A 21,049-nucleotide genomic window follows, 5' to 3' on the forward strand; every position below is an offset into this window, starting at 1 on the left:
CGGGGCCCGGCCGGGGGCGAGCCCGCTCCCTCCGGTCGCGGGCGGTGATGGGGTGGCGGGGCCGGCCTCCGGCCTGGCCCCGCTTGTGCGGGCATCAAGGGGGTGAACTGACCTTGTGGGCCTGGGTGTTGAGAGAAAGGCCGGGGTCGGGCTGGTCGCGCTCCGCGCTCCCTGCCCTCAGACGATGATAACTGTCAGTAGCTAGCTAGGAGGTGGGGGTCCGGGCCCGGAGAACAACCCGAGGACCACCCCGGAGGCACCCACGGCAGAGGACACAACACCAACAGGACTAAACCACAATACCCCACAGCCCCAGGGGACCCACGTAGGGAAGCGACCGGGAGCCTCCTATGCTCCGAGGCCACCCCCTCGGCGATCACTTGTCGTCGTCGCCAACGGTCCGACGCAGCGCCTCCCGAATCACTGCACCCATCAACTCGTAGTCGGCGCGCTGCTCGATCTCCTGCTGCGTCGGGCCCGGCTGCTCTTCGCTGGTGTTCTCATCCATGGTCATCAGCCTGAGGCCAAACCCGCCTCGACTCCGCTCAACGAGTGCAGAACACGCGTGGCCCTCCTCACGAGGACACCATAGAGAGACCCGCCCACCGAACGGGCCGGATCAGTAGTGCACTTGGTTCGGACTCGGAACCCCCGCTGCGAAGGCCTCCACCTCCCGCACCCGGTACTCCGCCAACGACGCCGGGTCACCCCAATCCGGCCACGCCGTCCCCCGCCGGGTGTTGTGCCGCACGTCGAACGTAGCGAGCGCGAGGTCCGCCTCGGCGTCGGCGGCGCCGGCCGCCGCGAGGAGACCGGCGCGGCGCAACAGGTACAAACGCTCCGTCGCCGTCGTCGGCAGCCGCCCCCTCCGGGTCTCCCGGATGATCTGATCGGCCGCCTCGATCAACTCGCGGAGCAGCACCCCGTCAGTCACCCTGTCAGTCACCCTCGCCCCCGGTCTCCAGGTCGCTGTGGCACTGCGCGGCCCAGTGCCACAGCTGAGTGGGCGTGCGGCCGCGCCCGTGGTCCGGGCAGTCGTCCCGCTCCGCTCCGCCGGCCACCCCTCCACACGGCGTCTTCGGGCAGGTGCAGGTCGCCCACGAGCCGCCCCAGAACGTGGTGCCATGCTGGACACCGCCGCTGGCGGCGATGACGGCCTCGATGTCGCCGGTCACAGGACCGTCTCCGTCTCCGGCGCGATGCGCACCACCGGGGCAGCCCACTGCCCCTCCTCCGCGTCCGGCGCGTCGGCCGGCACCTCCACCCACGGGCCGGTCACCTCCCAGCCGCCCTCCCGGAGTGCGGCGGTCCCGTCCTCCGGGTCGAACTCCTCCTCGGGGTGGCCGGCGCAGTACCCCAACGACCGGTCACCCTCATGCACAAAAATGTGCCAATCAGCGTCATAGCGCGCATACGCCGTAATGGAATCCATAGCAGGATCGTAGGGCAGGAGGCCCAACTCCCGCAGACGAATAGGCACTTGCCGCCGGGCTATCGCCCGGCGGCGGCCACGCAGCTCGGGCAGAGGTCGGCGACGGTGGTGTTGGTTTCCAGGGTCTGCCAGCCGGCTACCGTGGCGACGGCCGTCAGGGTGGCGAGGGTGACGGGCTGGTCGTCGGGGGCGGCGATCTCGCTGCGGCACCCGGGGGTGTCGCAGCGTCGGATCAGGTGGTCGCTCATGGGTCTCCTCGTGGGTCAGTCCTTGGGCTTGGGCTTGGGGGCGCGTTGTCCGTGGGCGCTGATGCCGCCCTGGACCGACCCGCCGCCGCTGGGTGGTGACGACGAGGTGCTGCTGCCGCGTTGTCCGTGGGCGCTGATGCCGCCTCGTACTCCTGCCGTGGCGGACGAGCCGCCGCCGGTGATGACGCGCGTGGTGGCGCCGACGGCCCGGGCGGAGGCGCGGCCGGCTCTAACGGCGTCTCCGAGGCCAGGAAACTTGGTGATCATGTAGATCGTGGCCCCCAACGCGATCACCGTGACGGCGAGTCCGGCGACGACGGGGCTCTGGTCGTCGGATGTCTGGAGCGCGGCGGCGAGCCCGAGGACGATGACCATGACGGGCTCGACCAGGATCACGCCGACCATGAAGCCGGCCCAGCGGCGAACGTGGCCCCACAGGTCCCGGTCGACCAGGCCGGCGTAGACGACGATGCCGAGTACGGCGCCGACGTAGAGGGCGAGGGCCCGCAGGACCAGCAGGCACCACAGGGCGCCGCACAGCAGGATGGTGGCGGCGGAGGTGATGAGCAGCATTAGCGGCCCGCCGCCGAGCTGGCCGTCGGCGAGGGCGCCACCGAGCTGGGTGAACAAGTCGTCGGAGTCTCCGAGTCCGACCACCAGGGCGTCCGTGACGCCGCCGGTCGCGCTGACCACGACGTACAGGATCAGCGGGGCGAACGCAGTGACGCTGACGGCGAGCCATAGGAGGCCGATGGCCTCTCCCATCGCGGCGAGCAGCGGGACGCCGCGCACGGCGCGCTTGGTGACCGCGAGGAGCCACAGGATCAGCACCAGCACCGAAGAAGCCGCGAAGACGACCGCGTACTGCTGGAGGAACCCGGCGTTGGTGAAGTCGACAGCGGACCGGTCGTCGACCGCCTGCCCGAGCTGGCCGGCCATCCAGTCGGCGGCGCGCCCCACCTCGCGGGCCAGGCTGGTGAGCGGGTCGAGGCTGCCGGTCAGGTCGTCCCCGACCCCGGCCCCACCCTCCTCGCCATCGCCTCCGCTGTCGCCGGTGCAGAAGTCCCGCGCCGGTCCCTCGATCATGTCGCAGTCGTCGGCGGCGTCATCAACGGCGCGCATCATCGCCCCCCTCGTCGTCGTTACTGACATGATGCCCCCTGATCACAGGGCGCGGCGAGCCTGCCGGAGGTGGGTGGCTGCGGTCGTGGTGTGCTGCCCAGCCTGGTGCAGCGTGGTGATGGCCGCCGGCGGCGGACCGATCAGCGCCGACCGCGCTCTACGGCCTTCTGGATGCCGCTCCTGGTCATGCCAGGAACGATTGCGGCCAGCCTCTCGTAGGACATGCCGTCGGCGTTGAGTGCGGCCAGGGCGCGGTCGCGCTCGACCTGGAGGGCACGGGCGACGGCCTCGTGGTGGACTTGGCCGGCGGTGGCGCGGTGGTACCGCTCCAGTGGGTCGGCTGCACCCTCCAGGTAGGAGGCGGCCTCGGTGGCGACGTCCTGAGGCTCGGGCTCGTGGCCCGTCGCGGGGAGCGTCACGCGTCAACCTCGACCGCGCGGAACGTCCCGACGTGGCCGGCGCTGGTGATGACGTAGCTGGCGCCGTCTACGTCAACGAGGGCCGCGTCGTAGGCCACGTTCGGCACGTCCCATGACGTGACGGCGGGCGCGAAGCCGGCCTCGCGGGCGGCCGTGAGCCACGCCTCCTCGGCGAGGTCGGCCCAGTTCTCCCCGGCGGCAGGGTCGACGGTCACGCTGATGTCGGTGATGTCCATGGTCAGTCCTCGATGTCGGCGAGGGTGTATGCCTCGCGCACGTCTTCGGGCAGGTGGGCGACGATGTCGGCGCGATCGGACATCAGGCCCAGGTCGTGCTCGTCGCAGATGGCGTCCAGGTCCAGGCCGCAGGCGGCGAACAGGTCGCGGAGGGCCACGGTGGGTACTTCCAGTTCGGCCTCGGCGGCGGCGCGGAGGCGGTGGGTTCCGTTGTAGCTGAGCCCGTACTCGGGCACGACGACGAGGGGGGCGCCGCGCCAACCGTGGGCGCGCATCGAGTCGGCGATCTCGGCCACGTGGTCGTCGTCGTAGAACTCCCAGTTCTCACCGGTGGTGTAGGAGTCGGGGGAGGTTTCGGTGACCGTGAGCCCGCAGGGGTTGCCGCTCCACATCGTCTGCATGGCCACAGTATGCATACTGGGAGGATGCGGGGTCAACCCGTTGGCGCCACCTCATCGGTGGCTCAGCGAGCTGCGTGGGGAACGTCGAGAGCGGCGCTCAGGGCCTCGGCCGCTGCCCGGCACTCCGGGCAGCGCTCCTCGCCCCGGCCGGGGTCGACGCGGGCCACCCCGCACCCGCGTTGCCGTGCCCTGGTCAGGGCGGCTCCGCACCAGCCGGTGCGGGGCCCCGTCGTGTGCGGTTAGAGGAGGTTGGCGAGGCCGGCGCGGTGGATCGCGGCGGTCAGGGTGGTGACGGGATCGACCGGCGGCCCGGCCGGCCGCGTGCCGGTGAGGTGTTGGGTGAGCCAGTGGGGCAGTGGGGCGATCCGGGGGGCGTAGTGGATGGCGTAGGTGCCGGCGCTGACGACGGAACCGGGGCCGACGACGTACCCGCCGGTGCGTCGGCCGGGGCCGCGCACGTCGATGCCGGGCCCGAGGGGCGAGCGGGCGCCGGAGGCGCTGGGGATGGTGGCGCCGGCCGGGCCCACAGGTAGAGGTGCCAGCCGTGGGGGGTGCGGACCGTCAGCGTCTCCGGCCACCGCTGGCCCGCCGCCCGGCACATCCCCCGGAGCTGCCGCTCGCCGGCCTCGCCGTCGAGGTCGAGCACGACCAGGCCGTGCTCCCCGGAGGAGCGGCAGACGACGCCGACGTTCGCGGCGGCCGGCCAGCTCCGGATCGTGTCGGGGTCGGTGGTGGCGCGCTGGTGCCAGCCAGGTTCGGGTACCCGGCCGCCGGCCGGCAACGGGGTGACAGCCACGCCGTGGTCCGCCAGCTCGATCGCCTGCCAGGTCATGCGAGGACCACCTCCTGCTCCTGGTCCTCGTCGTCGTACTCGCAGACGCAGGTGCGGTACGGGTCGTCCCCGGTGCCGGCGCCGCACTCCTCGCCATCGCCTCCGCTGTCGCCGGTGCAGAAGTCCCTCGCGGGCCCCTCGATCATGTCGCAGTCGTCGGCGGCGTCATCAACGGCGCGCATCATCGCCCCCCTCGTCGTCGTTACTGACATGATGCCCCCTGATCACAGGGCGCGGCGAGCCTGCCGGAGGTGGGTGGCTGCGGTCGTGGTGTGCTGCCCAGCCTGGTGCAGCGTGGTGATGGCCGCCGGCGTCGTGGTGCCGGGCGCCAGGGTGGCGAACGCGGCGGCGAGCTGGTGCAGGGCGGTGGCCGTGGCGGCGGCGAGCCGGGTCAGGTCCTCGACCGCCTGGCGGGCGGTGTGCGGGTGCGTCCACTCGGCACGGCCGGTCTGCACCTCGCGAACGAGCCGGTCGAGGGCATCGGCCGCGATGCGGGCGTGCATAGCGGGATTCTGGGGCATCGCGGTGTCCTTCGGGGGGGTGTGAAATCGGCCTGTCCGACGTGTCATTGCAGGTCACGGCCTGTCTGGGGCCTGTCTGGGGTGGGCGGGTCGACAGGTGGTGCGGCAGGCCGGGGCGACGCGCGTCGCGCCGGCGACGGGTCCCTGACAGGCCGGCGCCGGGCCCCGGACGGGTCACGACAGGGCGCTGTGGACGTCGGCCTGCCGGTAGGCGGTGGGCCGGCCCGGGGTGTCCAGCCGCACCGTAGGGATGTCCAGGCCGGCCTGCCGGAGGTGGGACCGGATGGTGCGTCCGACCATGGCCACCCGGTCGCGGCGCTCCTCCCAGCGGCCCCAGACGGCCGGGTCGGCGGCGGCCAGGTGGTCGGCGAGCTGCGCGACGGTCAACGCCTCCGGCCGGCCGGCCTTGTCGAACGCGTCGAGCAGCAGGCGGCCGATCTCGGGCATCGCCTCCGGCAACGAGGGGCCGGCGCCGTCGTCCAGGCGCGGCAGGCCAGCCGCCGCCCGCTCCTGGGCGCGGGCGGCGGCGAACTCGGCGGGGATCGGCGTGGCGTACCGCAGGAGCGGCGTCCGGTGGCGCGGGGTGATGGCGTAGAACCGGCCGGCATCGGCCTGCTCCCACTCTCCGGGGCTGGGGATGAGAAGGTGCGGCAGCCAGCCCTGCGAGACCGCGTTCGCCTGGCCGACGACGAGCGGGACGTCGGCCTGCCGGCACGGCAGCATGATCCGCGCACCGAACGTGTCGGCCACCGCGTCGCCCAGGACATCGGACGTCGCATCCTGCGTGCAAACCACTAGCGTGATGCGGGCTTTGCGGCCGATCCGCAGCAGCGCGAGCCCGGCCTCCCGGGCTCGCTTGCCCAAGCGCGGCCACTCGTCGACGAACACGACGATCGCCGGCCCATCCGGCCCAACCCGCCAGTTGTCCTCCAGCGGCCCGAGGCGAGCGATCCGCGCCTCAGCCTGCGCGACCAGCTGCTCCAGCACCTGCTCCGCGTCGTGCGGGGTCAGGGCGCGCAGGGCCGCGCACGGCCCCAGCGGCCCCAGGCCCCGGCCGGTGGGGTCCACGTCAACCGCCACCGCGTCGTGGCAGGCGGTGGTGTACTCGGCCAGGGCACGGACCATGCTGGACTTGCCGCCGCCGGAGCTGCTGACGATGAGCACGTGCTGGCCGGCCAGCACCACCGGCGTGTCGGCGCCGTCGATCGACGTGCCCAGGCTCACCGGCGCGGTGATCGTGCAGGACCCCGGCGGGCGCGCCGGCAGGGGCGGCGGCGCCGCGAACGGGTCGCCGAGCATGATCCGCAACGTGATGGCCGCGCTGTCCTCCTCCGAGGACCGGTGCGCCAGCAGGCGGCTCTCCCCGACGCGCAGCGTCGTCGCCATCCTCGGCAACGCCCTCACGATGTCGGCGAGCGTGCCGCTGGCGAGGGTGAACTCAGCAATCCAGCCCCAGTCCGTCTCTACAGGCCACGCGACGTGCGACGTCTGGATGCCCTCTTTGCGCAGGGCCAGGGTGACGCTCTCCCGCGCGCGGTCGGGGTCCCGGCCGGCCGCCCGGATCGGGCGCGGCTCCGGCTCCGGCTCGGGGTCGGCGGCCAGCTCGGTGTGCGCGGGAGGCGCCGGCGGCGCGAACGCCAGCTTCGGCACGGGGGGTTGGCGAGGCTTGGGGTTGCGGCCCTGCACGGCCGCCACCAGGAGGAGGAGCACGGCGGCCGCCCCGCCGGCCGCGAGCCCGGCCAGCGGGGAGAGCCACCACAGGAGCGCCCACAGCGCGGCCAGCCCCAGCATCCACACGGCGGCGGCCCGGTGCCGGCGAGACCGCACCTGCCCCCGGCCCACCGCCAGCATCCCGTCCGTGACCTCCACGTGCCGGAACTCTTCCTGGCCGATGCGCATTTGGAGCTGGGCCCACTGCATCATCCGGTAGGAGACCATCGGCGAGGCGCCGCCGCCCATGCCGTAGAACCCGCCGTAGCCGCCGCGTTGCGCGGCCTGGCGCATCATCTGCATCCGCTGCATCTGCATGTACGTCTGCTGCCGCTGCTGGTCTCGCAGCAACTTGATGTTCTGCTGCACCTCGGCGTTGACCCGCTGCCGGGCCGCGCGCCACATGCGGTACTGGTCGTTGAGAATGCGGTGAGCGATGTGGGTGTCCGTCAGATCCTCCGCGCGCCACCACCGGCCCCACTCCGCGCGGAGGTGGCGCAACCCGACACCCAACACGCCCATAACTCCCCCCGGTTCAGATGGTGTTGATCAACACGTCGCCGACCGTATTCCCCGAGGTCCGGATCAGTCCCAGGGCCATGCCAATCAGGCCTGCCGACGCCCCCAAAAAAATCCCGACGACGGCGCCCCGAACCAGCGGCTCCCGCAGATCGGGACGACCGGACTTGATCAGCCCGAGGTAGAACCCCAGCAGGGCGAGGCCTGCGACTGCCCCGCCGACCGCGACTCGCTCCCCGCCCGTCACCGGCGGCCGCTCCCCCGCCTCGGCGATCGTCCCCGTCGCGGACTCCAGCGCATAGGTGCCAACGCCGTCGCCCAGCGCGGCCGCCGTGCCACCCATCACACCGAAAAGCCCGCCACCCAGAAAAAGCAGCGCAGCCAGCGCCAGGCCGGCCACGAAATGAATTTTCGGCGTTGGGTCACCGCCACGCCACCGGCCAATCTGATACATCAAAAGCACCAGCCCGACCGCGACCGCGCCAATTCCCCCGGCCGCCGCTCCCCCATCACTCATGAATTACGCTCCCGTCAACCAACGAATTGTTTCGCGCCCCATCACCAGCAGGACCGCGAAAACGAAAGACCACGCGGCCACGGCCACGACCAGGCGCAGAACGTACCCGATATACGGAGTTCTCCATCCTCGGCCGATTACGGCCACTGTCCCCTGAACGATCCACGTAACCACGTGAGCCAGCGCGGACCCCAGCCAACTGCCTATGGGCAGCAGCATGAAAACGCCCAAAACCAGCGCCCCCATCAAAACCCAGCCCAGTGGCGCGAAAACTCCGTTTTCCGCGACCTGATCCGCCATACGCGCCGTCGCGCTCTGCCCCCGCCACGTCACCAACGTAGCCAGCAGAATTCCCGGAACATTATATTTCAGGCGCATCCAGCGAATATCGAGGCCCCGCCGACTCGCCATCGCGTGAGGGTCAGGCAATCGCGAGGAAATCGCCTCCCCAATTTCGGCGCCGATCTCCGCCGCCCGCAAACCCTCCTGTCCATGCCCGGTCTGCTCGGACCATGATTCACGGATCGAGTTCCACCGCGACCGCTGCGCCTCCGTCCCATCAACATCCAACGGCGGATCAGCGGGGCCAGGGGAGCCGCCGGCCGACGAGGCATCAGGACCAGGACCAGGCGGCGAGGATGCGGCGCCGCCCGGCGCCGCATCCCGCCCACGCTCGGTCTCCCACCACGGCTGCGGCGGAGACCGCCACCACTCCTCCTCCGGGCTCTGCTCGCTCATCTCTCCCCCAGCCTCAACTACCGCGCGGTATCGCAGAGTCTCCCGCGTGAGGGGTCGCGGTGTCGAGTCAGAACCCGAACCCGATGGAGGTGACGTGGCTGTAGGAGTCGTAGTCGGAGCCGATGTCGGTGATGATTTCGTCCCAGGCGATATCGAGCAGCCCGGCGTCTCCGTCGACCCAGGCCTGGATGATGTCGTCCCAGATCTGGTGACCCCGCACCGTCATCCGCCGTACCGGGATCTCCCGCTCGCGACCGCGCACCACGCTCCGCTGGTCGACCGGGTGGATCTCAATGCGGGTACCGCGCTCAAGACGGCGCGCCCATTCGACAGCCAAGTTCCGCCGTCGCAAATCCCAATAGGCTGCGTCAATGCGCTCCAGATTGGCCCGGCGCGGTTTCTGCTTCTTTTGCAGCCAGGCGTCAATGGTGCGCTGCCTGGCGTTGATCCCGGCGCGGCGCATGGCCTCCATTCCGGCTGGAGATTTAGTGAGGTATCGCAGTCGGGCGGCGAGGCCGCGAGGCGAATCGACCGGCGATTTGATGCCGGTGACCTGTCGGTCCAGTTCCCTTCCCAGCGCCACCCAACCCGGCACGCCCTGGGCGCCGAATTCGCCGAAGTTATTCCACCGACCCGCCATCAGTCCTCCCTACCGACGGTGTACTCGTCTTTGAGTTTCATTTCGGTGAGCTTTCGGCCTTCTGTAAAGACTCGCCGCCAGTCGCCGATCACGTGCAGCTCGTCGGTGCCCATCATCCGCACCACGGTGAGGCCGGCCTGGCGCGCTTTCCGCGCCTTCAGCCACAAATTCGCGAATGCCTGGGAGCGGATAATGTGCATCCAGTCGGGCCTCCTCATTTCCCGATTCGCTGCGGATTCCCCGATGGTGGAGACGAACTTGCTGTACATCGCCTTCACGTACTCCAGGGTGATGTGGTCGCCGTCCTCGATGGCGGTATCTCGCGCGCGGGCCAGCTCGCGGCGGAACCGCTCCAGCAAGGCCTCGCTGGCCCCGGACGTCCACGACTCGTGGATCACGGGTGGGGTGATCAGGCCGTACTTCGGGCCCGAGAGGCGGATCAGCAGTCGGAGGGTGGGGTCGGTGACCCACAGCGGGCCGGGCGTCTGACGGTGGCCGAGCGGGTTGGGCAGGTCCTCGTGTTCCCACGAGGGCGGGTCGATGAGGTAGACGCCGGATCGCTTCCGGTCGTACTCCCCACCCTCGGAGTGGCGCAACGTGCCGATCGGGAGGTAGGTCTTCAACGCGCTGAGGTAGGCGCCGTTGACGTCCAGCGCGGCGACGGTGCGCCCGGGGCCGGCCTCGACCTGCCGGTTGCGCCACTTCGGGCGCCCCTCCCAGATCTGGTCGGCGCCGTCCCTGGAGGGCTTCGCCAGGATCGGGATGGCGTCGGTGTCCACGTAGTTCGTGAAGTCGTAGGTCGAGCCGACCCGGGTGGAGTTCAGCAGGGCCATGGCGTCGGGGATGGCCCGCTTGACCAACACGGCGAGCGCAGCGTCGACGTCGCCACCGTTGTCGGCCAACGCCTGGGTGACCGCCTGGGCAATGAGGCCGCCGGTCTCTTCCCGCTCCCGTTGCGGCCGGCCGCCGGACGCGTTGTCGGCCGGGGCGGGCGCGGTACGGGCGCCGGCCGGCGAACTCGTGGGCGTCGCGCCGGTGTTGGTCGCGCACAGGCCGCCCATGTGCTGGGGACGGCCGGCGGCCCGGTACGGGGTGGGCCGGGCGCACAGCACGCACGGCTCGACGGTGGCGGTCACCACCGACCCGTTCGGCAACCGGTCCGGTTCGGCCACCGGGGCCGGCGTCGGCACCGGGGAGATGCCGGACGGGGCGTCAGAGGCCGTCTGCGGGCCGGACGTCGGGGCGGCCGGGCTCGGGGCCGGGTACCGGGCCGCGAGGCCGTCCAGGAGGCGCGCATAGGCCGCGCGGGTCGCCCCCTGCGGCTCGCGACCGGCCTCCCAGCCAGCGACCGTGCCGGGGGTGACCTGGAGGGCGGCGGCCAGCTCCGCACGCGAGTAGTGCGCCGCCTCCCGCAGCCGCACCCGTTCCGCCGGGGCAGGCAGGTCCCGGGGCTGGGCGAGGAGTGCGTCAACCGCCGCGAACAGGCTCTGCTGGTTTTCCGTCATCGGGACGCTCCTTGTGGCAGGCGGGACTTCTTGGCTTTCTCCTGGCGGCGGATCACTCGGAAGCGGCACGGGCCACACAGGCCGTCCTCGTCTACGGACCGGCTGTCCGCGCCACAGGGAGTGCCGTCCCACCCCGGACACGGGATCGTCTCCGCCGGCAGGTCCGACGTCGGCGCCGGCTCGGGTTCAGGCACCGGCTCGGGTTCGGCTGCGGGGAGCTGGGGCGGGACGACCGGACGGCGACCCGCCGGCGGAGGCACCATGGCCGCGTCGAGTAGCCGCCGGGAGATGATCGCGCCCACGGACGTGCGGATCTGCTCCGGGAGCGGCCGACCGGTGATGACCCGTCGGATCTGGGCCCTCGTCCACCCCTCTGCCAGCAGCCCGGTCACGATCCGCCCCTGGTCGGCAAGAGGCTGGCCCCAGATCGCGAACTCCGGGTGCTGCTGCCCGATGTCCAACAGCAGCTCAACCCCCGGCGTGCGAGCGACCGTCGACGCCGGCGGCACGGCGCCAGCCGTCGCCGCCACCGGGGACCGTTGCGCCTTCCCCGCAGCATCGACGTCCCGTCCGTCCGTCCGTCCGTCGGTTCGCGCGCGTCTACCGGTACCTGTAGACGGACGGACGGACGGGGGACGGGTTACAGGAGGGTTTATAGGGATGGGTTGGGGGACTGAGAGTCCCCCCCCCGGGGACTGAGAGTCCCCCCCTGGGGGGACTGAGAGTCCCCCCCCCTCCGAACGAGGAGGGGGGGACTGAGAGTCCCCCCCCTCGGAGGGAGGTTCCGGCAACATCTCCTCCGGCTCCACAAAGGCCGGCTCCACAAAGGCCTTCCGGGGCTTGCCCTTGTCGCTGCGGGACCGCTTCGTCGGCGGCGACGCGATCGGCGGCCGCGTCGCCGCCGACAACGGCGGCAGCCCCTTCTGCTGCCGCTCCGCGTTGACCCGAGCCAAGCGCTCCGGCCCGTACCAGGAGGCCGGGATCAGCAGGTCGTAGACCTTGGGGCGCACATGGGAGGGGATGTACCGGGCAGCCGCCTGGTCGCCCAACGCGACCACGCCCCGCGCCTTGAGCGCGCGGATCTTCCGCTGCACCGTCTTCTCGTCGCACAGCGCGACCCGCGCCAGGGTCGCTTTCGAAGGGAACGCGTCGGTGCCGTCCGCGTTGGCCTTGTCGCCCAACGCGACCAGGATCAGCCGCTCGGTGGTATCGGCCGCCGGCGAGTCGTGCATCGCCCACAGCATCGCCTCGATGCTCAACGCCCCACCCCCGGCGCCTGCTCGTCGCGGGAGGTAGGCGGGCGGCGTCGCTTCGCCGCGCCGTCGCGCTGGTAGTTCATGTGGTTCCCCTTGGAAATCGGGGAGCCGTGAAGCTGTGACCAGGCGTACCTGGCCGGACTCGAACCGTGTGCGACCTGAGCGTGCTAGGCAGCACACGTCACGGCCGCGTATCCTCTTGTCCAGGTGACCGGGCTCCATCCGGCGCCAGCAGTCACCGCACTGCTTCACGACTCGGGTTGGCAAGCCGGCGAGTCGCAATCAGATGGCCGTTCCTGTTGGCGCAGGGGCGGCCATCAGCCTTGGTAGATCATCTCAGTTGCGCTGCCGAGGTGCGGTCGATGAGTAGGTGATGGCAGCGGCGTGCGGGACGTTGGGCCAGCCACCCTGCGACTCCGGCGCCGCCGACTCCACCGCCAGCCACCGTTCGGATGTGCGTGAACCCCTGGGATTCCCAGTACCTGTGGAGTCGATTATTGGTACTCCATGCATTAATCCGTATCCACACCTTCCCTTCCCTTGCCGCCCTGTCGCTGGCCCAGTTTAGAATTTGACCCCCGATCCCCCTTCCGGCGTTTCTGCGACTGACAATAAGCTTGTGGAGATGGGTACTTGGGATGCTTAGCTCGTCCTCCGTCCAGAGGTCGGGTTCCGGCGTGTCATCGAGAGTTACGGTCGCGGTGGGGCCGGAATGGTCTCGCACGAGGTACACGGTTCCCGACCGGATACTTTCGAGGACGTGTTGCTCTGGGAAATCATTAGACCACTGGTCAATTCCGGCTCTCCCGAGCCAGCGAGCAGCCTCCTGGCGGTACTCCAAAAGTAGCGGCAGGTCGGCCGGATTGGCTTCGGAGATAATCACTGGCCCTCCGCTTCCCTGTGGGGAGAGGATTTTCTATCCCCGATGTCATAGGTGACCCGACTCAGGTCCCCACGCAGGACAGTTACAGTGCGTCGCAGGGGTTGAGAAGCGGGGCTGTACCCGGTGCGCACCCATACGAGAATGGGAACTCCTGGCCCGATCTGCAATTCACGCGCCTCATCTGGCGTCGGCATACGGGTGGACCACTCGTCGTGGAAATCTACCTGTTTTACTCCGCGATCCGCCAAATAGCGCGTTGTCCCCTCCCTTACATCTACCGGGTCAGCCAAACGCGGGTGCGCATTTACTAGCCACCACGGGTACTGGGTTGCCTGAATCGACCAAGGTGTTTCGTCAACGAAATAGCGGCAATAGCGCAGCACTACCCGGTCCCCGATAGGAATTTCCAGGCGGGTTGCGGCCTCAGCGCTAGCCTCTGTGACTTCCACTCGGAGTTCTTGGCTCGACGTCCGTCCGACTTGGGTCACGTCATTGTTGAATGAGTCGCCGTCTTCGGGGCGAGAAAAAAGCAGATTCTCGTGACGTGAAGCATCAAGGGTGAAGACCTCGTGCTGCTGTACCTGGTAGCCGCGCCCTTGGGCCGGGGTGATTAGCCCCTCGGTGATCAAGACGTTGAGGCCGGCTCTGACGGTCCCGCGAGCCGCGCCGAAGCGATCGATCAACTCGCGCTCGGAGGGCAACTTGCTCCCCGGCGGAAGCCGGCCGGTGCTGATGTCCATTCGAACGGCGTCGGCGATCTGGCGGTACAGCGGTGCAGGGCTCATGCCCACATCATCTCTCACGCGAGCCACTTGTTCATACATCCTGGACCACCTCCCTTGACATGGTGCCCCGGCTAGTACATGCTCATCTCGTCCAACTTGTTCAAACGAGTTGAACGAGGTGGACGGTAGTCCTCTCGATCCGCCATGTCTAGTCCGGAGGCGTCGTGCTCGACATCAAATCGCCCGCTCGGTCCCCGTACGTGCCGTCTCAGCTGGTCGCGGAGCAGCGCGCCGCCTGGTGCGACCAGCTGCTCGCCTACCTCAACTCCGCGCTCCCGCCGTGGGATTGGCGCTGGGCCGACCACCTCGCGACCCGGGTCTGGGACCGCGTTGTCGAGCGTGGCGCGGTCGACCTGACCGCCGGCGCCGACGAGGCGTCCGGGCTCCCCGCCTACCTCGCCGCCGCCGCCCGTGCCGTTCTCCGCGAGCACCTGCACCCCGCGCCGGGCGTCACCCCCGAGCCGGTCCCGAGCCGCCGCAACCCCTACCCCGCCACGGCCGCCACGGCGGTCAGGTTGGCCGTCTGGGAGCGCCGGCTCCTCGTCGACCACGCGGTGGTCGACGGCCTGCCGGCCGCCGCCTGACCCGGGTCGCCCCTATCGCTACCAGCCCCTTGGGCCTGGTGGCGGTGGAGGGGACCCGGACCACCAGGCCCGGCCCGCACCGCGCGAGCAGCCCTTCATCAGGCCAATCGCCAGCGGCAGAACCCCAGTTGACAACTCCACAGAGCGCCGACCCAGCCACATGCACACGTGTGGGCCTGGGTGCGGACCGCCCCTTCCGGCGAGAGCTGGCCGGGTGGTCTGCCCCGACCCTCTGCACCTTCGAGGGCGGGCACACGGGACGGCAGCGCTGACCTCCGCGTCACCTGCCGTCCCGCGCAGCGCCTGCGCTGCCCGTGGTCGCCGGCCCCGCCCCACCTCGGGCGGCGGCCGGCGACGCGCGGGGGGTCGACAGGACGACCCCGGCCGGGCTCACCCCCGGCGACCGACCGGCGACCGAGGAGCGACATGGACTGGAGACACCGCGCCGCCTGCCGCGAGGAAGACCCCGAGCTGTTCTTCCCCGTCGGCGACACCGGCCCCGCCCTGGTGCAGATCGAGCAGGCCAAGGCCGTCTGCCGCCGCTGCCCCGTGACGGAGCACTGCTTCCAGTGGGCGATGGAGACCCGGCAGGAGCACGGCGTGTGGGGCGGCGCGAGCGAGGACGAGCGCCGCGTTGCCCGGCGCCGGGCCCGGACTGCCGCCAGCCGCACGGCGGCGTGACCACGACTACCAACACCAAGACGGGCCAAGGGGATTGCGCCCCTTGGCCCGCCCCACAGATTGACGAGCCGGGGGAGTGCATTCCCCCTGGACCCGCCTCACAGATTGGCAGATCTGCGATGAACATCATGCTCGCACGCCGACAGCGTGCCGCACAGCCCCACCTCGGGGTGATCGACGACATCGAACGGGACGACGACCAGCGCGGCTACGAGCGGGACGAGACCGACAACCTCCTCGCGATGCTGCTGCCGGCCGCCGACACCCGGCCGCCGCTGCCGACCCGGCCGCCGAACCCCGGCCGACACGACCGCGCCCCGGAGGAGACCGGGCCGGCTCGGCCGCACCCGCACTTCACCGGCCTGGCGGGCCTGGCCGGCCTGCCCGGGTGGGTGCCGCTGGGTGGCCGCCCGCGTGCTCGCGGTCGGCGCGCTGGTCGCGACGGTGTGGCTGCTGCGCGCACGGCCGCCGACACCCGGCCGCCGCTGCCGACCCGGCCGCCGAACCCCGGCCGACACGACCGCGCCCCGCAGGTGGGCCGGGCCCGGCCCACCTGCGGGTGGAAGCAGTGTCCCTCTTGCAGCGGCGGCGGGGGCGAGGCCGGGGGCGCCTGCACCGGCTGCGGATACCCCCTGGGCTGCTGACCCCTGACAACGGATCGCCCAGCAGGCCCCGACCGAACTCGCGGTCGGGGCCTGCCGGTTCTCCCGCCTCACCCGGACCCGGGTGGGGCCGGAGAACCGCGTCGCGGTTCCACCATCGATCCGAGGAGAAGCATGACCAGTCCGTTGAGCGCCCCGATCCCGAACGGCGACGACAAGCGGCCCTCGGGGCCGACGGGGCCGAAGACGCCCGCCGGCGGGGACGCCCCGAAGGACAAGCCGGCCGGCGCCGCGCGGGCCGCCAAGGCCAGCGCGGGGGAGCCGAAGGGCACCACCGCCGCCGGCGGCAAGGCGAACCCCCAGTTCGGCGACGGCGGCGCGAACGGTGTCCCGTCCGGCGTCGGCACCACCTTCACGAACGCCGGCGGCGGCCAGCGGAGCGAGCTGATGCAGCTCGTCACCCAGCTCGAATCCATGGAGATCCGCACCGACCGGGACCTGTACCGCTACGCGCGGCTGCTCCGGGCGATCGGCATCGAGATGTCGCTGCGGATCTCCATGGACGCCGACTGGCTGGCTGCGCTGCTGTCCCAGTACAGGGGCCGCTGGTACACCTTCGGCGCCGAAGCGCGTATCCGGGGCCGCTTGGTCGCCGGTCACCTGAAGCAGGGCGGAAAGGCCGCCGAAGTGCTCGGCATGGCCGGCGTCAAGGCCTACGCCGCGTTCCAGCGGCACTTCGTCAAGCCCGAGATCGAGGCGCAGCAGAAGGGCCGCCGGTCCCAGCACGCCGGGTTCACCATCACCCAGGCCGAAGAGAAGAAGGAGGGAGGCCGGGCATGACCATGCTCGGTAGGCGGCGCGGCCCCTGGTGGGGGCCGCGCCGTGGCGCGTTCGACAACGAGGCCGCCCCCATGGGCTGGGGGCCGGCCTTCACCTACGGCGGGCCGTGGGCGATCACGATCGGCGGCTGGCCGGCGATCGAGACCACGCACCTGCTGGTGCAGGACACCCCCACCGCCATGAGCCTGACGGCGTTGGCGATGTCCGGCGCCGGCTACGGCATCGCTGCTCTGATGCGGCGCCTGGACATCCGGGCCAAGGTCGACACCGAGACCCGCATCGCCCACACGGTCAACTGCACCGCCCTGTCCGTGGGGGCGGTCGGCGGGACCGTCGCCGGCCTGGACTCCGCGTTCACGGCCGGTACCTGGTTCCTCACCGGCTTCTCGCTGTCGATCGCGAACAACGTCTGGTCGAAGTTCGGCAGCTCCAGGCGGGGCAAGGGAGAGAAGACCAGCAAGTGGGCGCGGCTGGAGGAGAACCTGGGGCTGGCCAAACATGAGGTCCAGGAGGTGAACACCAACGGCAGGGGCACTGTGTTCGCCGACATCGAGGCCAAGGACGGCGCCACCGCCGAAGACCTCGCGCGGAAGATTCCCGCGATGGCGGCCGCGCTGCACGTCGGTCAGGGCCGAATCACCCACACCACCGACGAGGACGACTCCTCCAAGATCCGCCTGCGTATCCAGAGCGGCGACTTCCTCAAGGCCGGCCGGGCCTGGCGCGGCCCGTCCGCGTTCGGCGCGTCCATCGCGGACTCGCCGCTGCGCTACGGGTTCTACGAGGACGGCGAGGACACGCTGATCAACATCGTCGGCCCGGCGATGCGCGAGCCCGGCCCGGTGCCCTCGATGAACGTGGAGCACGCCATCGCGATGGGAACCAACGGCGCCGGCAAAACCTTCGGCGTCTCCGTGATCCTCACCGACGCGATGACCCGCAGCGAGGTGTCCGTCGTGGTGATCGACGTCTCCAAACCGGACCAGGACTATGGCCACATCCGGCACGGCGTGGACCTGTTCATCCGCGACACCGGCGAGGCGCGGCGCTTCTTCAAGGTGATGCCCGACGTCATCAAGGCCCGCACCGACGCCCTGGCTCGGGGCGGTCACAAGACCTGGACGCCGGGATGCGGCCTCAACTTTGTGATCATCGTGGCGGAGGAAGCCGCCGACTACGCCGCCGACAGCAGGGGCTACCAGAAGATCTTGCGCACCGCCCGGTCCGCCGGCATCTGGATCATCACCAGCATCCAACGGGCCACCCACAACAACATCGACACCGACGCCCGCGCCAACAGCCCGGCCGGGCTGTGCTTCGGGCTGCGGGATGGCGCGGACGCGCAGTACTGCCTGCCGGACGAGGCGATCGACCAGGGGGCGTGGCCCCAGTGGGCCAACCGCAAGCCGGGCTACCACTACCTGGCCGGACTCGGCACGCCCGAGGACCGGTGGGCCGTCGCCGCCCGCACCGAGCTGGGTGACCCGGCCGAGCTGGCGGCAGCGGTGACCGCCGCCGCCTCCATCCGCACTCCGCTCGACGAGGTCACCGCCACCGCGTTCGGCGAGCTGTGGCGCAAGCGCGAGGTGTTCGACGCGCCGCTGCTGGCCGACGACGACCCCGGGCAGGAGGACGCGCCGTCCCCCCGTCCGGGCCCCCCGGCGGCCGCCCCGCCGGCCCCGCCCCGTGCGGAGGCTGGCGGCTGGCCGCCGGACGAGACCGACCACGAGCTGGACGACGAGGACGCCGCCCGCGAGGTGGAGGAGCTGGAGGACGCGATGGCCACCGAGGTGGGAGAGCTGGAGGACATGCTCCAGGACGTGCTGGACGCCGACCCCGAGCCCGGCGAGTACCAGGGGCTGACTCTGGAGACCGCCGTGCCCGACCCGGACGAGGAGGAGGCCCCGGTCCTGGACCTCGGGCACCCCACCCCGCCCGAGGAGCGGCTGACCACCGACCAGGCCCGCGACGCGATCCACCAACGCCTGGACGGATGGCTGCGGGGCGGCAAGCAGGACTTCTACCCCCGCGAGCTGAACGACATCCTGCTGCGCGTCGACATTGGCGATTCCCGCCGCTGGTTCTACCGGCTGCGGGACCGCCTGATCACCGACGGCGTGATCTCCGAGGACGAGAGCGACGACGGCTTCGGCCGCTACGACATCCACCGCTCCCCCCTCACCTGACGGTCACTCACCGTGGCCGCCGGCGGGGCGCACTGTGCGGTCGTTCCGCACAGTGCGCCCGGGCCGGGCCCCCAAGAAAGAACCCTGTGCACAGCCGCGCACACCCCGCTTTGTGGTGATTCATCCCCTGCGCACAGTGCGCGCGCACACCCCACCGCACACCACACACCGTAACCAGAATCCATGATCAGGAGGCACCTGTTGACCGCCCCGCCCGACACCCGAACCCCACCCGACCCGACCACCCAACCCGCCCTGAAGACGCCCCCGCAGCGGCCTCTGCCGGCCTCTACGCCGCCGCCCCGCGCGCCCAGCGAGACCACGCCCAACACCCCGCAGAACGGCCCCCAGACGCCTCCCGAGAACGCCCCGGCGGTCCCCGGCGGCGGCCCTTCCCAGCCCCGTCTGCGGGGCTGGGAGGTCATCCTGGTCATCGTCGGCGGCCTGCTCGCCGCCGGCGTCTCCACCCTGGGCCTGATCAGCTCCTACCAAGCCCTCTACGACATGGCCAACACCCCTGCTGACCAGGGTGGATGGGGCTGGGAATGGCCCTGGCTGCTCCCAGTCGGTATCGACCTGTCGATCCTGGCGTTCGGCGTGGTCAACCTCCTCCTGGTGCGCTTCCGCCGCCCGCTGTGGTGGGTGAAGTGGGTCCCCCGCGCCGCCACCGGCGTGACCATCTACCTGAACTGGACGGCCGCCAGCTCGCTCCCGTCACAGCTCGGGCACGCCGGCCTCGCCGCCTTGTGGGTGGTGTTCTCCGAGGTCGCGGCCCACCTGTACGCCGCGCACATCGACCCGGAGGGCACCAAGCAGGTCCGTGACCAGCGGGTTCCCACCTCCCGCTGGCTGCTCAGCCCCGTCACCACGGCCCGGATCGCCCGGCAGATGGCCCTGTGGGGGCTGACCTACCCCGGGGCGCTGGAGCGCGACCAGGAGCGCCGCGTCTACGTCGAGCGCCAGCGGCAGATCCACGGCCGGCGCTGGAAGCGCCAAGAACGCCTCCGCCAGCAGCAGCTCCCGCTGCTCCTGGCCCCGTACGGCCTCAGCGTCGAGCAGGCACTGGCCGTACCGGTGGAGGAGGAGACCAAGGAGTTGCGTCGCCAAGTAGCCGCTGAGGCTCAGCGGGTCGAGGCCCAGGCTCAACGGGACGCTGCCCAGGCTCAAGCACGCGCCCGCAAGCTGGAGATGCAGGCCGAACTGGAGCGCCGGGAGCAGGAGTTGGAGACTGCCCGGCGGCGCGCCGAAGCTGCCCGACAGGTCGAGGCTCAACGACTCGCGGCTGAGGCTCAACAGGTCGAGATGGAGGCTCAGGCGGCCGCGCACCGGGCTCAGGTTGAGCGCGAGGCCGAAGCGCGTCGCCTCGCGGAGGAGGCCGAGGCCCACGCCCAGGAGCTGGCCGAACAAGCTGAGCGGCGCCGCGAGGAAGCCCGCCGCGAGCGGGAAAAGGCCCAGCTCACATGGGAGATGGACCAGGCCCGCGCCCGGCGGGAGATGGAGGAGGCCGAGCGGGCACGGCAGGCCGCTGTCGCCCGTCGCGCCGCTGAGGCGCAGCAGCAGGCCGCCGCTGAAGCGGCTCGGGCGGCTGCCGAGCAGGAGCGGATCGAGGCCGAGCGCGCCGCCGCCGAACGGCGTCGCCGCGAGGAGGCCGCCGCCGCCGCTGAGGCTGAACGGCGCGCCGCTGAGGACAGGGCCGCCGCCGCTGAGGCTGAGCGCCGTGCCGCTGAGGAGGCGGCTCGGGCGGCTGCCGAGCAGGAGCGGATCGAGGCCGAGCGCGCCGCCGCCGAACGGCGTCGCCGCGAGGAGGCCGCCGCCGCCGCTGAGGCTGAGGCCGCCGCCGAACGCCGTCAGGCGGAGGAGCGGGCCCGCGCCGCTGAGTTGGAGCGCGCGGCGATCGAGGCCGCCGCGATGAGCCGGCTGACCCCGGCCGAGTTCCAGGCCCGCCGCGTCCTGGCGATGATCCAGGCGCGCGGCGAGCACGCCGTGACGCTGGAGGTCATCCGGGCCGAGCTGGGCGTCTCCGAGGGCACGGCGGTGAACCGCCGCAAGCGGGCCCTGGAACTGCTGGAGGAGGGGCCGCTGGCTCTGCCCGCCGGCCCGAGCGGAGAGGCGGCGGCCGCCTGATGTTCCTCTTCGTCCGAGACGACGAGCCCACAGACCTGCGCCCCGCCGGGTCTGTGGGGCCGGTGCTGGAGTTCCCCGACCCCGACCCCGACCCCGACCCGGCGGCCGGCGGGCGCCCCCTCCTGGTGCTGCCCGCCGGCCCCGGCGCCATACCGGTCAGCCGCTACCGCGCCCTGACCACCTGAGCATCGACCGTTCCACCGGCCCCCGAGATGAGGCAAGCACCTCGGGGGCCAGTGAAGAGGCCGAAGCCTCAACTCCATCCCAC

27 protein-coding genes and 2 pseudogenes are annotated in these 21,049 nt (G+C 71.3%); 8 read left to right on the top strand and 21 right to left on the bottom strand.

All coding sequences use genetic code 11. From position 1 onward, the window contains the following. Positions 1 to 376 precede the first annotated feature (376 nt). The 18 genes and pseudogenes from EBN88_RS32370 to EBN88_RS14205 form a co-directional block, all read right to left on the bottom strand. On the bottom strand, positions 377 to 508 hold the full coding sequence (locus tag EBN88_RS32370; protein ID WP_267902562.1) for a hypothetical protein: 132 nt from the start codon (positions 506 to 508) through the stop codon (positions 377 to 379). A 111-nt stretch (positions 509 to 619) separates the two neighbouring features. Further along, positions 620 to 934 carry a hypothetical protein gene (locus EBN88_RS14130; protein WP_147472717.1) on the bottom strand — a complete coding sequence of 105 codons (315 nt, stop codon included), beginning with the start codon at positions 932 to 934 and terminating at the stop codon, positions 620 to 622. Between the two features lie 4 nt (positions 935 to 938). Next, positions 939 to 1,175: a hypothetical protein gene (locus EBN88_RS14135; protein ID WP_122184223.1), complete on the bottom strand. Its 237-nt coding sequence runs from the start codon at positions 1,173 to 1,175 to the stop codon at positions 939 to 941. Further along, on the bottom strand, positions 1,172 to 1,381 hold the full coding sequence (locus EBN88_RS14140) for a hypothetical protein (protein WP_147472718.1): 210 nt from the start codon (positions 1,379 to 1,381) through the stop codon (positions 1,172 to 1,174). The genes EBN88_RS14135 and EBN88_RS14140 overlap by 4 nt, the downstream gene beginning before the upstream one ends. A gap of 110 nt (positions 1,382 to 1,491) precedes the next feature. Then, a complete protein-coding gene (locus tag EBN88_RS14145) occupies positions 1,492 to 1,680 on the bottom strand; it encodes a hypothetical protein (protein ID WP_122184225.1) in 189 nt (62 codons plus the stop codon). Positions 1,681 to 1,695: 15 nt separating this feature from the next. Next, a complete protein-coding gene (locus EBN88_RS14150; protein ID WP_147472719.1) occupies positions 1,696 to 2,832 on the bottom strand; it encodes a hypothetical protein in 1,137 nt (378 codons plus the stop codon). Between the two features lie 110 nt (positions 2,833 to 2,942). After that, positions 2,943 to 3,221, bottom strand: coding sequence for a hypothetical protein (locus tag EBN88_RS14155; protein ID WP_122184227.1), 279 nt, complete (start codon positions 3,219 to 3,221; stop codon positions 2,943 to 2,945). Beyond that, entirely contained in the window at positions 3,218 to 3,457 is a 240-nt protein-coding gene (locus tag EBN88_RS14160) for a hypothetical protein (RefSeq protein ID WP_122184228.1), read from the bottom strand. Before EBN88_RS14160 ends, EBN88_RS14155 begins: the two co-directional genes overlap by 4 nt. Before the next feature lie 2 nt (positions 3,458 to 3,459). Then, positions 3,460 to 3,873 carry a ParB/Srx family N-terminal domain-containing protein gene (locus tag EBN88_RS14165; protein ID WP_122184229.1) on the bottom strand — a complete coding sequence of 138 codons (414 nt, stop codon included), beginning with the start codon at positions 3,871 to 3,873 and terminating at the stop codon, positions 3,460 to 3,462. 224 nt (positions 3,874 to 4,097) lie between these two features. Further along, the gene (locus tag EBN88_RS31825) at positions 4,098 to 4,385 is read right to left on the bottom strand and encodes a bifunctional DNA primase/polymerase (protein WP_233580662.1); all 288 of its coding nucleotides are present in this window, start codon (positions 4,383 to 4,385) and stop codon (positions 4,098 to 4,100) included. 41 nt (positions 4,386 to 4,426) lie between these two features. Beyond that, a pseudogene (locus EBN88_RS31830) lies at positions 4,427 to 4,690 on the bottom strand (bifunctional DNA primase/polymerase); the annotation flags it as partial. After that, complete coding sequence (locus EBN88_RS14175; protein ID WP_147472720.1) at positions 4,687 to 4,902, bottom strand: hypothetical protein; 216 nt, start codon at positions 4,900 to 4,902, stop codon at positions 4,687 to 4,689. The pseudogene EBN88_RS31830 and the gene EBN88_RS14175, both read right to left, overlap by 4 nt. Before the next feature lie 12 nt (positions 4,903 to 4,914). Next, positions 4,915 to 5,193 carry a hypothetical protein gene (locus EBN88_RS14180; protein WP_122184232.1) on the bottom strand — a complete coding sequence of 93 codons (279 nt, stop codon included), beginning with the start codon at positions 5,191 to 5,193 and terminating at the stop codon, positions 4,915 to 4,917. Positions 5,194 to 5,385: 192 nt separating this feature from the next. Then, entirely contained in the window at positions 5,386 to 7,437 is a 2,052-nt protein-coding gene (locus EBN88_RS14185) for a hypothetical protein (RefSeq protein ID WP_147472721.1), read from the bottom strand. 19 nt (positions 7,438 to 7,456) lie between these two features. Next, on the bottom strand, positions 7,457 to 7,957 hold the full coding sequence (locus tag EBN88_RS14190; RefSeq protein WP_122184234.1) for a hypothetical protein: 501 nt from the start codon (positions 7,955 to 7,957) through the stop codon (positions 7,457 to 7,459). Positions 7,958 to 7,960: 3 nt separating this feature from the next. Continuing rightward, on the bottom strand, positions 7,961 to 8,695 hold the full coding sequence (locus EBN88_RS30215; protein WP_147472722.1) for a hypothetical protein: 735 nt from the start codon (positions 8,693 to 8,695) through the stop codon (positions 7,961 to 7,963). 67 nt (positions 8,696 to 8,762) lie between these two features. Continuing rightward, positions 8,763 to 9,335 (bottom strand): transcriptional regulator, encoded by a 573-nt coding sequence (locus EBN88_RS14200; RefSeq protein ID WP_122184236.1) that lies wholly within the window; start codon positions 9,333 to 9,335, stop codon positions 8,763 to 8,765. Beyond that, entirely contained in the window at positions 9,335 to 10,840 is a 1,506-nt protein-coding gene (locus tag EBN88_RS14205; protein WP_122184237.1) for a helix-turn-helix domain-containing protein, read from the bottom strand. Before EBN88_RS14205 ends, EBN88_RS14200 begins: the two co-directional genes overlap by 1 nt. Positions 10,841 to 11,680: 840 nt before the next feature. Between EBN88_RS14205 and EBN88_RS31835 the strand changes: the two genes are divergently transcribed. Next, positions 11,681 to 11,836, top strand: a complete 156-nt coding sequence (locus EBN88_RS31835) for a hypothetical protein (RefSeq protein WP_233580660.1) — start codon at positions 11,681 to 11,683, stop codon at positions 11,834 to 11,836. A 74-nt stretch (positions 11,837 to 11,910) separates the two neighbouring features. Here the strand turns inward: EBN88_RS31835 and EBN88_RS32720 are convergent. The 3 genes and pseudogenes from EBN88_RS32720 to EBN88_RS14220 all read right to left on the bottom strand — a co-directional run. Continuing rightward, positions 11,911 to 12,318 (bottom strand): annotated as a pseudogene (locus EBN88_RS32720) (helix-turn-helix domain-containing protein); the annotation flags it as partial. 109 nt (positions 12,319 to 12,427) lie between these two features. Continuing rightward, a complete protein-coding gene (locus tag EBN88_RS32580) occupies positions 12,428 to 12,979 on the bottom strand; it encodes a GNAT family N-acetyltransferase (RefSeq protein ID WP_122184239.1) in 552 nt (183 codons plus the stop codon). Then, positions 12,976 to 13,803 carry a GntR family transcriptional regulator gene (locus EBN88_RS14220; RefSeq protein ID WP_233580661.1) on the bottom strand — a complete coding sequence of 276 codons (828 nt, stop codon included), beginning with the start codon at positions 13,801 to 13,803 and terminating at the stop codon, positions 12,976 to 12,978. The genes EBN88_RS32580 and EBN88_RS14220 overlap by 4 nt, the downstream gene beginning before the upstream one ends. Positions 13,804 to 13,964: 161 nt before the next feature. On the opposite strand from EBN88_RS14220, the gene EBN88_RS14225 reads away from it, so the two are divergent. The 7 genes from EBN88_RS14225 to EBN88_RS14255 all read left to right on the top strand — a co-directional run bounded on the left by EBN88_RS14225 (position 13,965) and on the right by EBN88_RS14255 (position 20,966). Continuing rightward, positions 13,965 to 14,348 carry a hypothetical protein gene (locus tag EBN88_RS14225; RefSeq protein ID WP_147472724.1) on the top strand — a complete coding sequence of 128 codons (384 nt, stop codon included), beginning with the start codon at positions 13,965 to 13,967 and terminating at the stop codon, positions 14,346 to 14,348. A 426-nt stretch (positions 14,349 to 14,774) separates the two neighbouring features. Further along, positions 14,775 to 15,029, top strand: a complete 255-nt coding sequence (locus EBN88_RS14230; RefSeq protein WP_122184241.1) for a WhiB family transcriptional regulator — start codon at positions 14,775 to 14,777, stop codon at positions 15,027 to 15,029. Between the two features lie 128 nt (positions 15,030 to 15,157). Continuing rightward, complete coding sequence (locus EBN88_RS14235) at positions 15,158 to 15,673, top strand: hypothetical protein (RefSeq protein WP_147472725.1); 516 nt, start codon at positions 15,158 to 15,160, stop codon at positions 15,671 to 15,673. A gap of 132 nt (positions 15,674 to 15,805) precedes the next feature. Beyond that, entirely contained in the window at positions 15,806 to 16,471 is a 666-nt protein-coding gene (locus EBN88_RS14240; protein WP_122184243.1) for a hypothetical protein, read from the top strand. After that, complete coding sequence (locus EBN88_RS14245; RefSeq protein WP_122184244.1) at positions 16,468 to 18,657, top strand: hypothetical protein; 2,190 nt, start codon at positions 16,468 to 16,470, stop codon at positions 18,655 to 18,657. The genes EBN88_RS14240 and EBN88_RS14245 overlap by 4 nt, the downstream gene beginning before the upstream one ends. A 183-nt stretch (positions 18,658 to 18,840) precedes the next feature. After that, positions 18,841 to 20,781, top strand: coding sequence for a DUF2637 domain-containing protein (locus EBN88_RS14250; protein WP_122184245.1), 1,941 nt, complete (start codon positions 18,841 to 18,843; stop codon positions 20,779 to 20,781). Further along, the gene (locus EBN88_RS14255; protein WP_122184246.1) at positions 20,781 to 20,966 is read left to right on the top strand and encodes a hypothetical protein; all 186 of its coding nucleotides are present in this window, start codon (positions 20,781 to 20,783) and stop codon (positions 20,964 to 20,966) included. Before EBN88_RS14250 ends, EBN88_RS14255 begins: the two co-directional genes overlap by 1 nt. The last annotated feature ends 83 nt before the right edge of the window (positions 20,967 to 21,049 follow it).

Origin of the sequence: Streptomyces triticirhizae, assembly GCF_003696235.1 — a bacterium.
Lineage (GTDB): Bacteria > Actinomycetota > Actinomycetes > Streptomycetales > Streptomycetaceae > Streptomyces > Streptomyces triticirhizae.

Excerpts from the sequence above, each read along its gene's own strand:
- EBN88_RS30215 (WP_147472722.1), bottom strand. The coding sequence starts at position 8,695 with ATGAGCGAGCAGAGCCCGGAGGAGGAGTGGTGGCGGTCTCCGCCGCAG.
- EBN88_RS14235 (WP_147472725.1), top strand. The coding sequence starts at position 15,158 with ATGCTCGCACGCCGACAGCGTGCCGCACAGCCCCACCTCGGGGTGATC.
- EBN88_RS14245 (WP_122184244.1), top strand. The coding sequence starts at position 16,468 with ATGACCATGCTCGGTAGGCGGCGCGGCCCCTGGTGGGGGCCGCGCCGT.
- EBN88_RS14160 (WP_122184228.1), bottom strand. The coding sequence starts at position 3,457 with ATGGACATCACCGACATCAGCGTGACCGTCGACCCTGCCGCCGGGGAG.
- EBN88_RS14220 (WP_233580661.1), bottom strand. The coding sequence starts at position 13,803 with ATGTATGAACAAGTGGCTCGCGTGAGAGATGATGTGGGCATGAGCCCT.
- EBN88_RS14230 (WP_122184241.1), top strand. The coding sequence starts at position 14,775 with ATGGACTGGAGACACCGCGCCGCCTGCCGCGAGGAAGACCCCGAGCTG.
- EBN88_RS32370 (WP_267902562.1), bottom strand. The coding sequence starts at position 508 with ATGGATGAGAACACCAGCGAAGAGCAGCCGGGCCCGACGCAGCAGGAG.
- EBN88_RS14180 (WP_122184232.1), bottom strand. The coding sequence starts at position 5,193 with ATGCACGCCCGCATCGCGGCCGATGCCCTCGACCGGCTCGTTCGCGAG.
- EBN88_RS14175 (WP_147472720.1), bottom strand. The coding sequence starts at position 4,902 with ATGTCAGTAACGACGACGAGGGGGGCGATGATGCGCGCCGTTGATGAC.
- EBN88_RS14190 (WP_122184234.1), bottom strand. The coding sequence starts at position 7,957 with ATGAGTGATGGGGGAGCGGCGGCCGGGGGAATTGGCGCGGTCGCGGTC.
- EBN88_RS14240 (WP_122184243.1), top strand. The coding sequence starts at position 15,806 with ATGACCAGTCCGTTGAGCGCCCCGATCCCGAACGGCGACGACAAGCGG.
- EBN88_RS14165 (WP_122184229.1), bottom strand. The coding sequence starts at position 3,873 with ATGCATACTGTGGCCATGCAGACGATGTGGAGCGGCAACCCCTGCGGG.
- EBN88_RS14200 (WP_122184236.1), bottom strand. The coding sequence starts at position 9,335 with ATGGCGGGTCGGTGGAATAACTTCGGCGAATTCGGCGCCCAGGGCGTG.
- EBN88_RS14150 (WP_147472719.1), bottom strand. The coding sequence starts at position 2,832 with ATGTCAGTAACGACGACGAGGGGGGCGATGATGCGCGCCGTTGATGAC.
- EBN88_RS14145 (WP_122184225.1), bottom strand. The coding sequence starts at position 1,680 with ATGAGCGACCACCTGATCCGACGCTGCGACACCCCCGGGTGCCGCAGC.
- EBN88_RS14205 (WP_122184237.1), bottom strand. The coding sequence starts at position 10,840 with ATGACGGAAAACCAGCAGAGCCTGTTCGCGGCGGTTGACGCACTCCTC.
- EBN88_RS14250 (WP_122184245.1), top strand. The coding sequence starts at position 18,841 with ATGATCAGGAGGCACCTGTTGACCGCCCCGCCCGACACCCGAACCCCA.
- EBN88_RS14255 (WP_122184246.1), top strand. The coding sequence starts at position 20,781 with ATGTTCCTCTTCGTCCGAGACGACGAGCCCACAGACCTGCGCCCCGCC.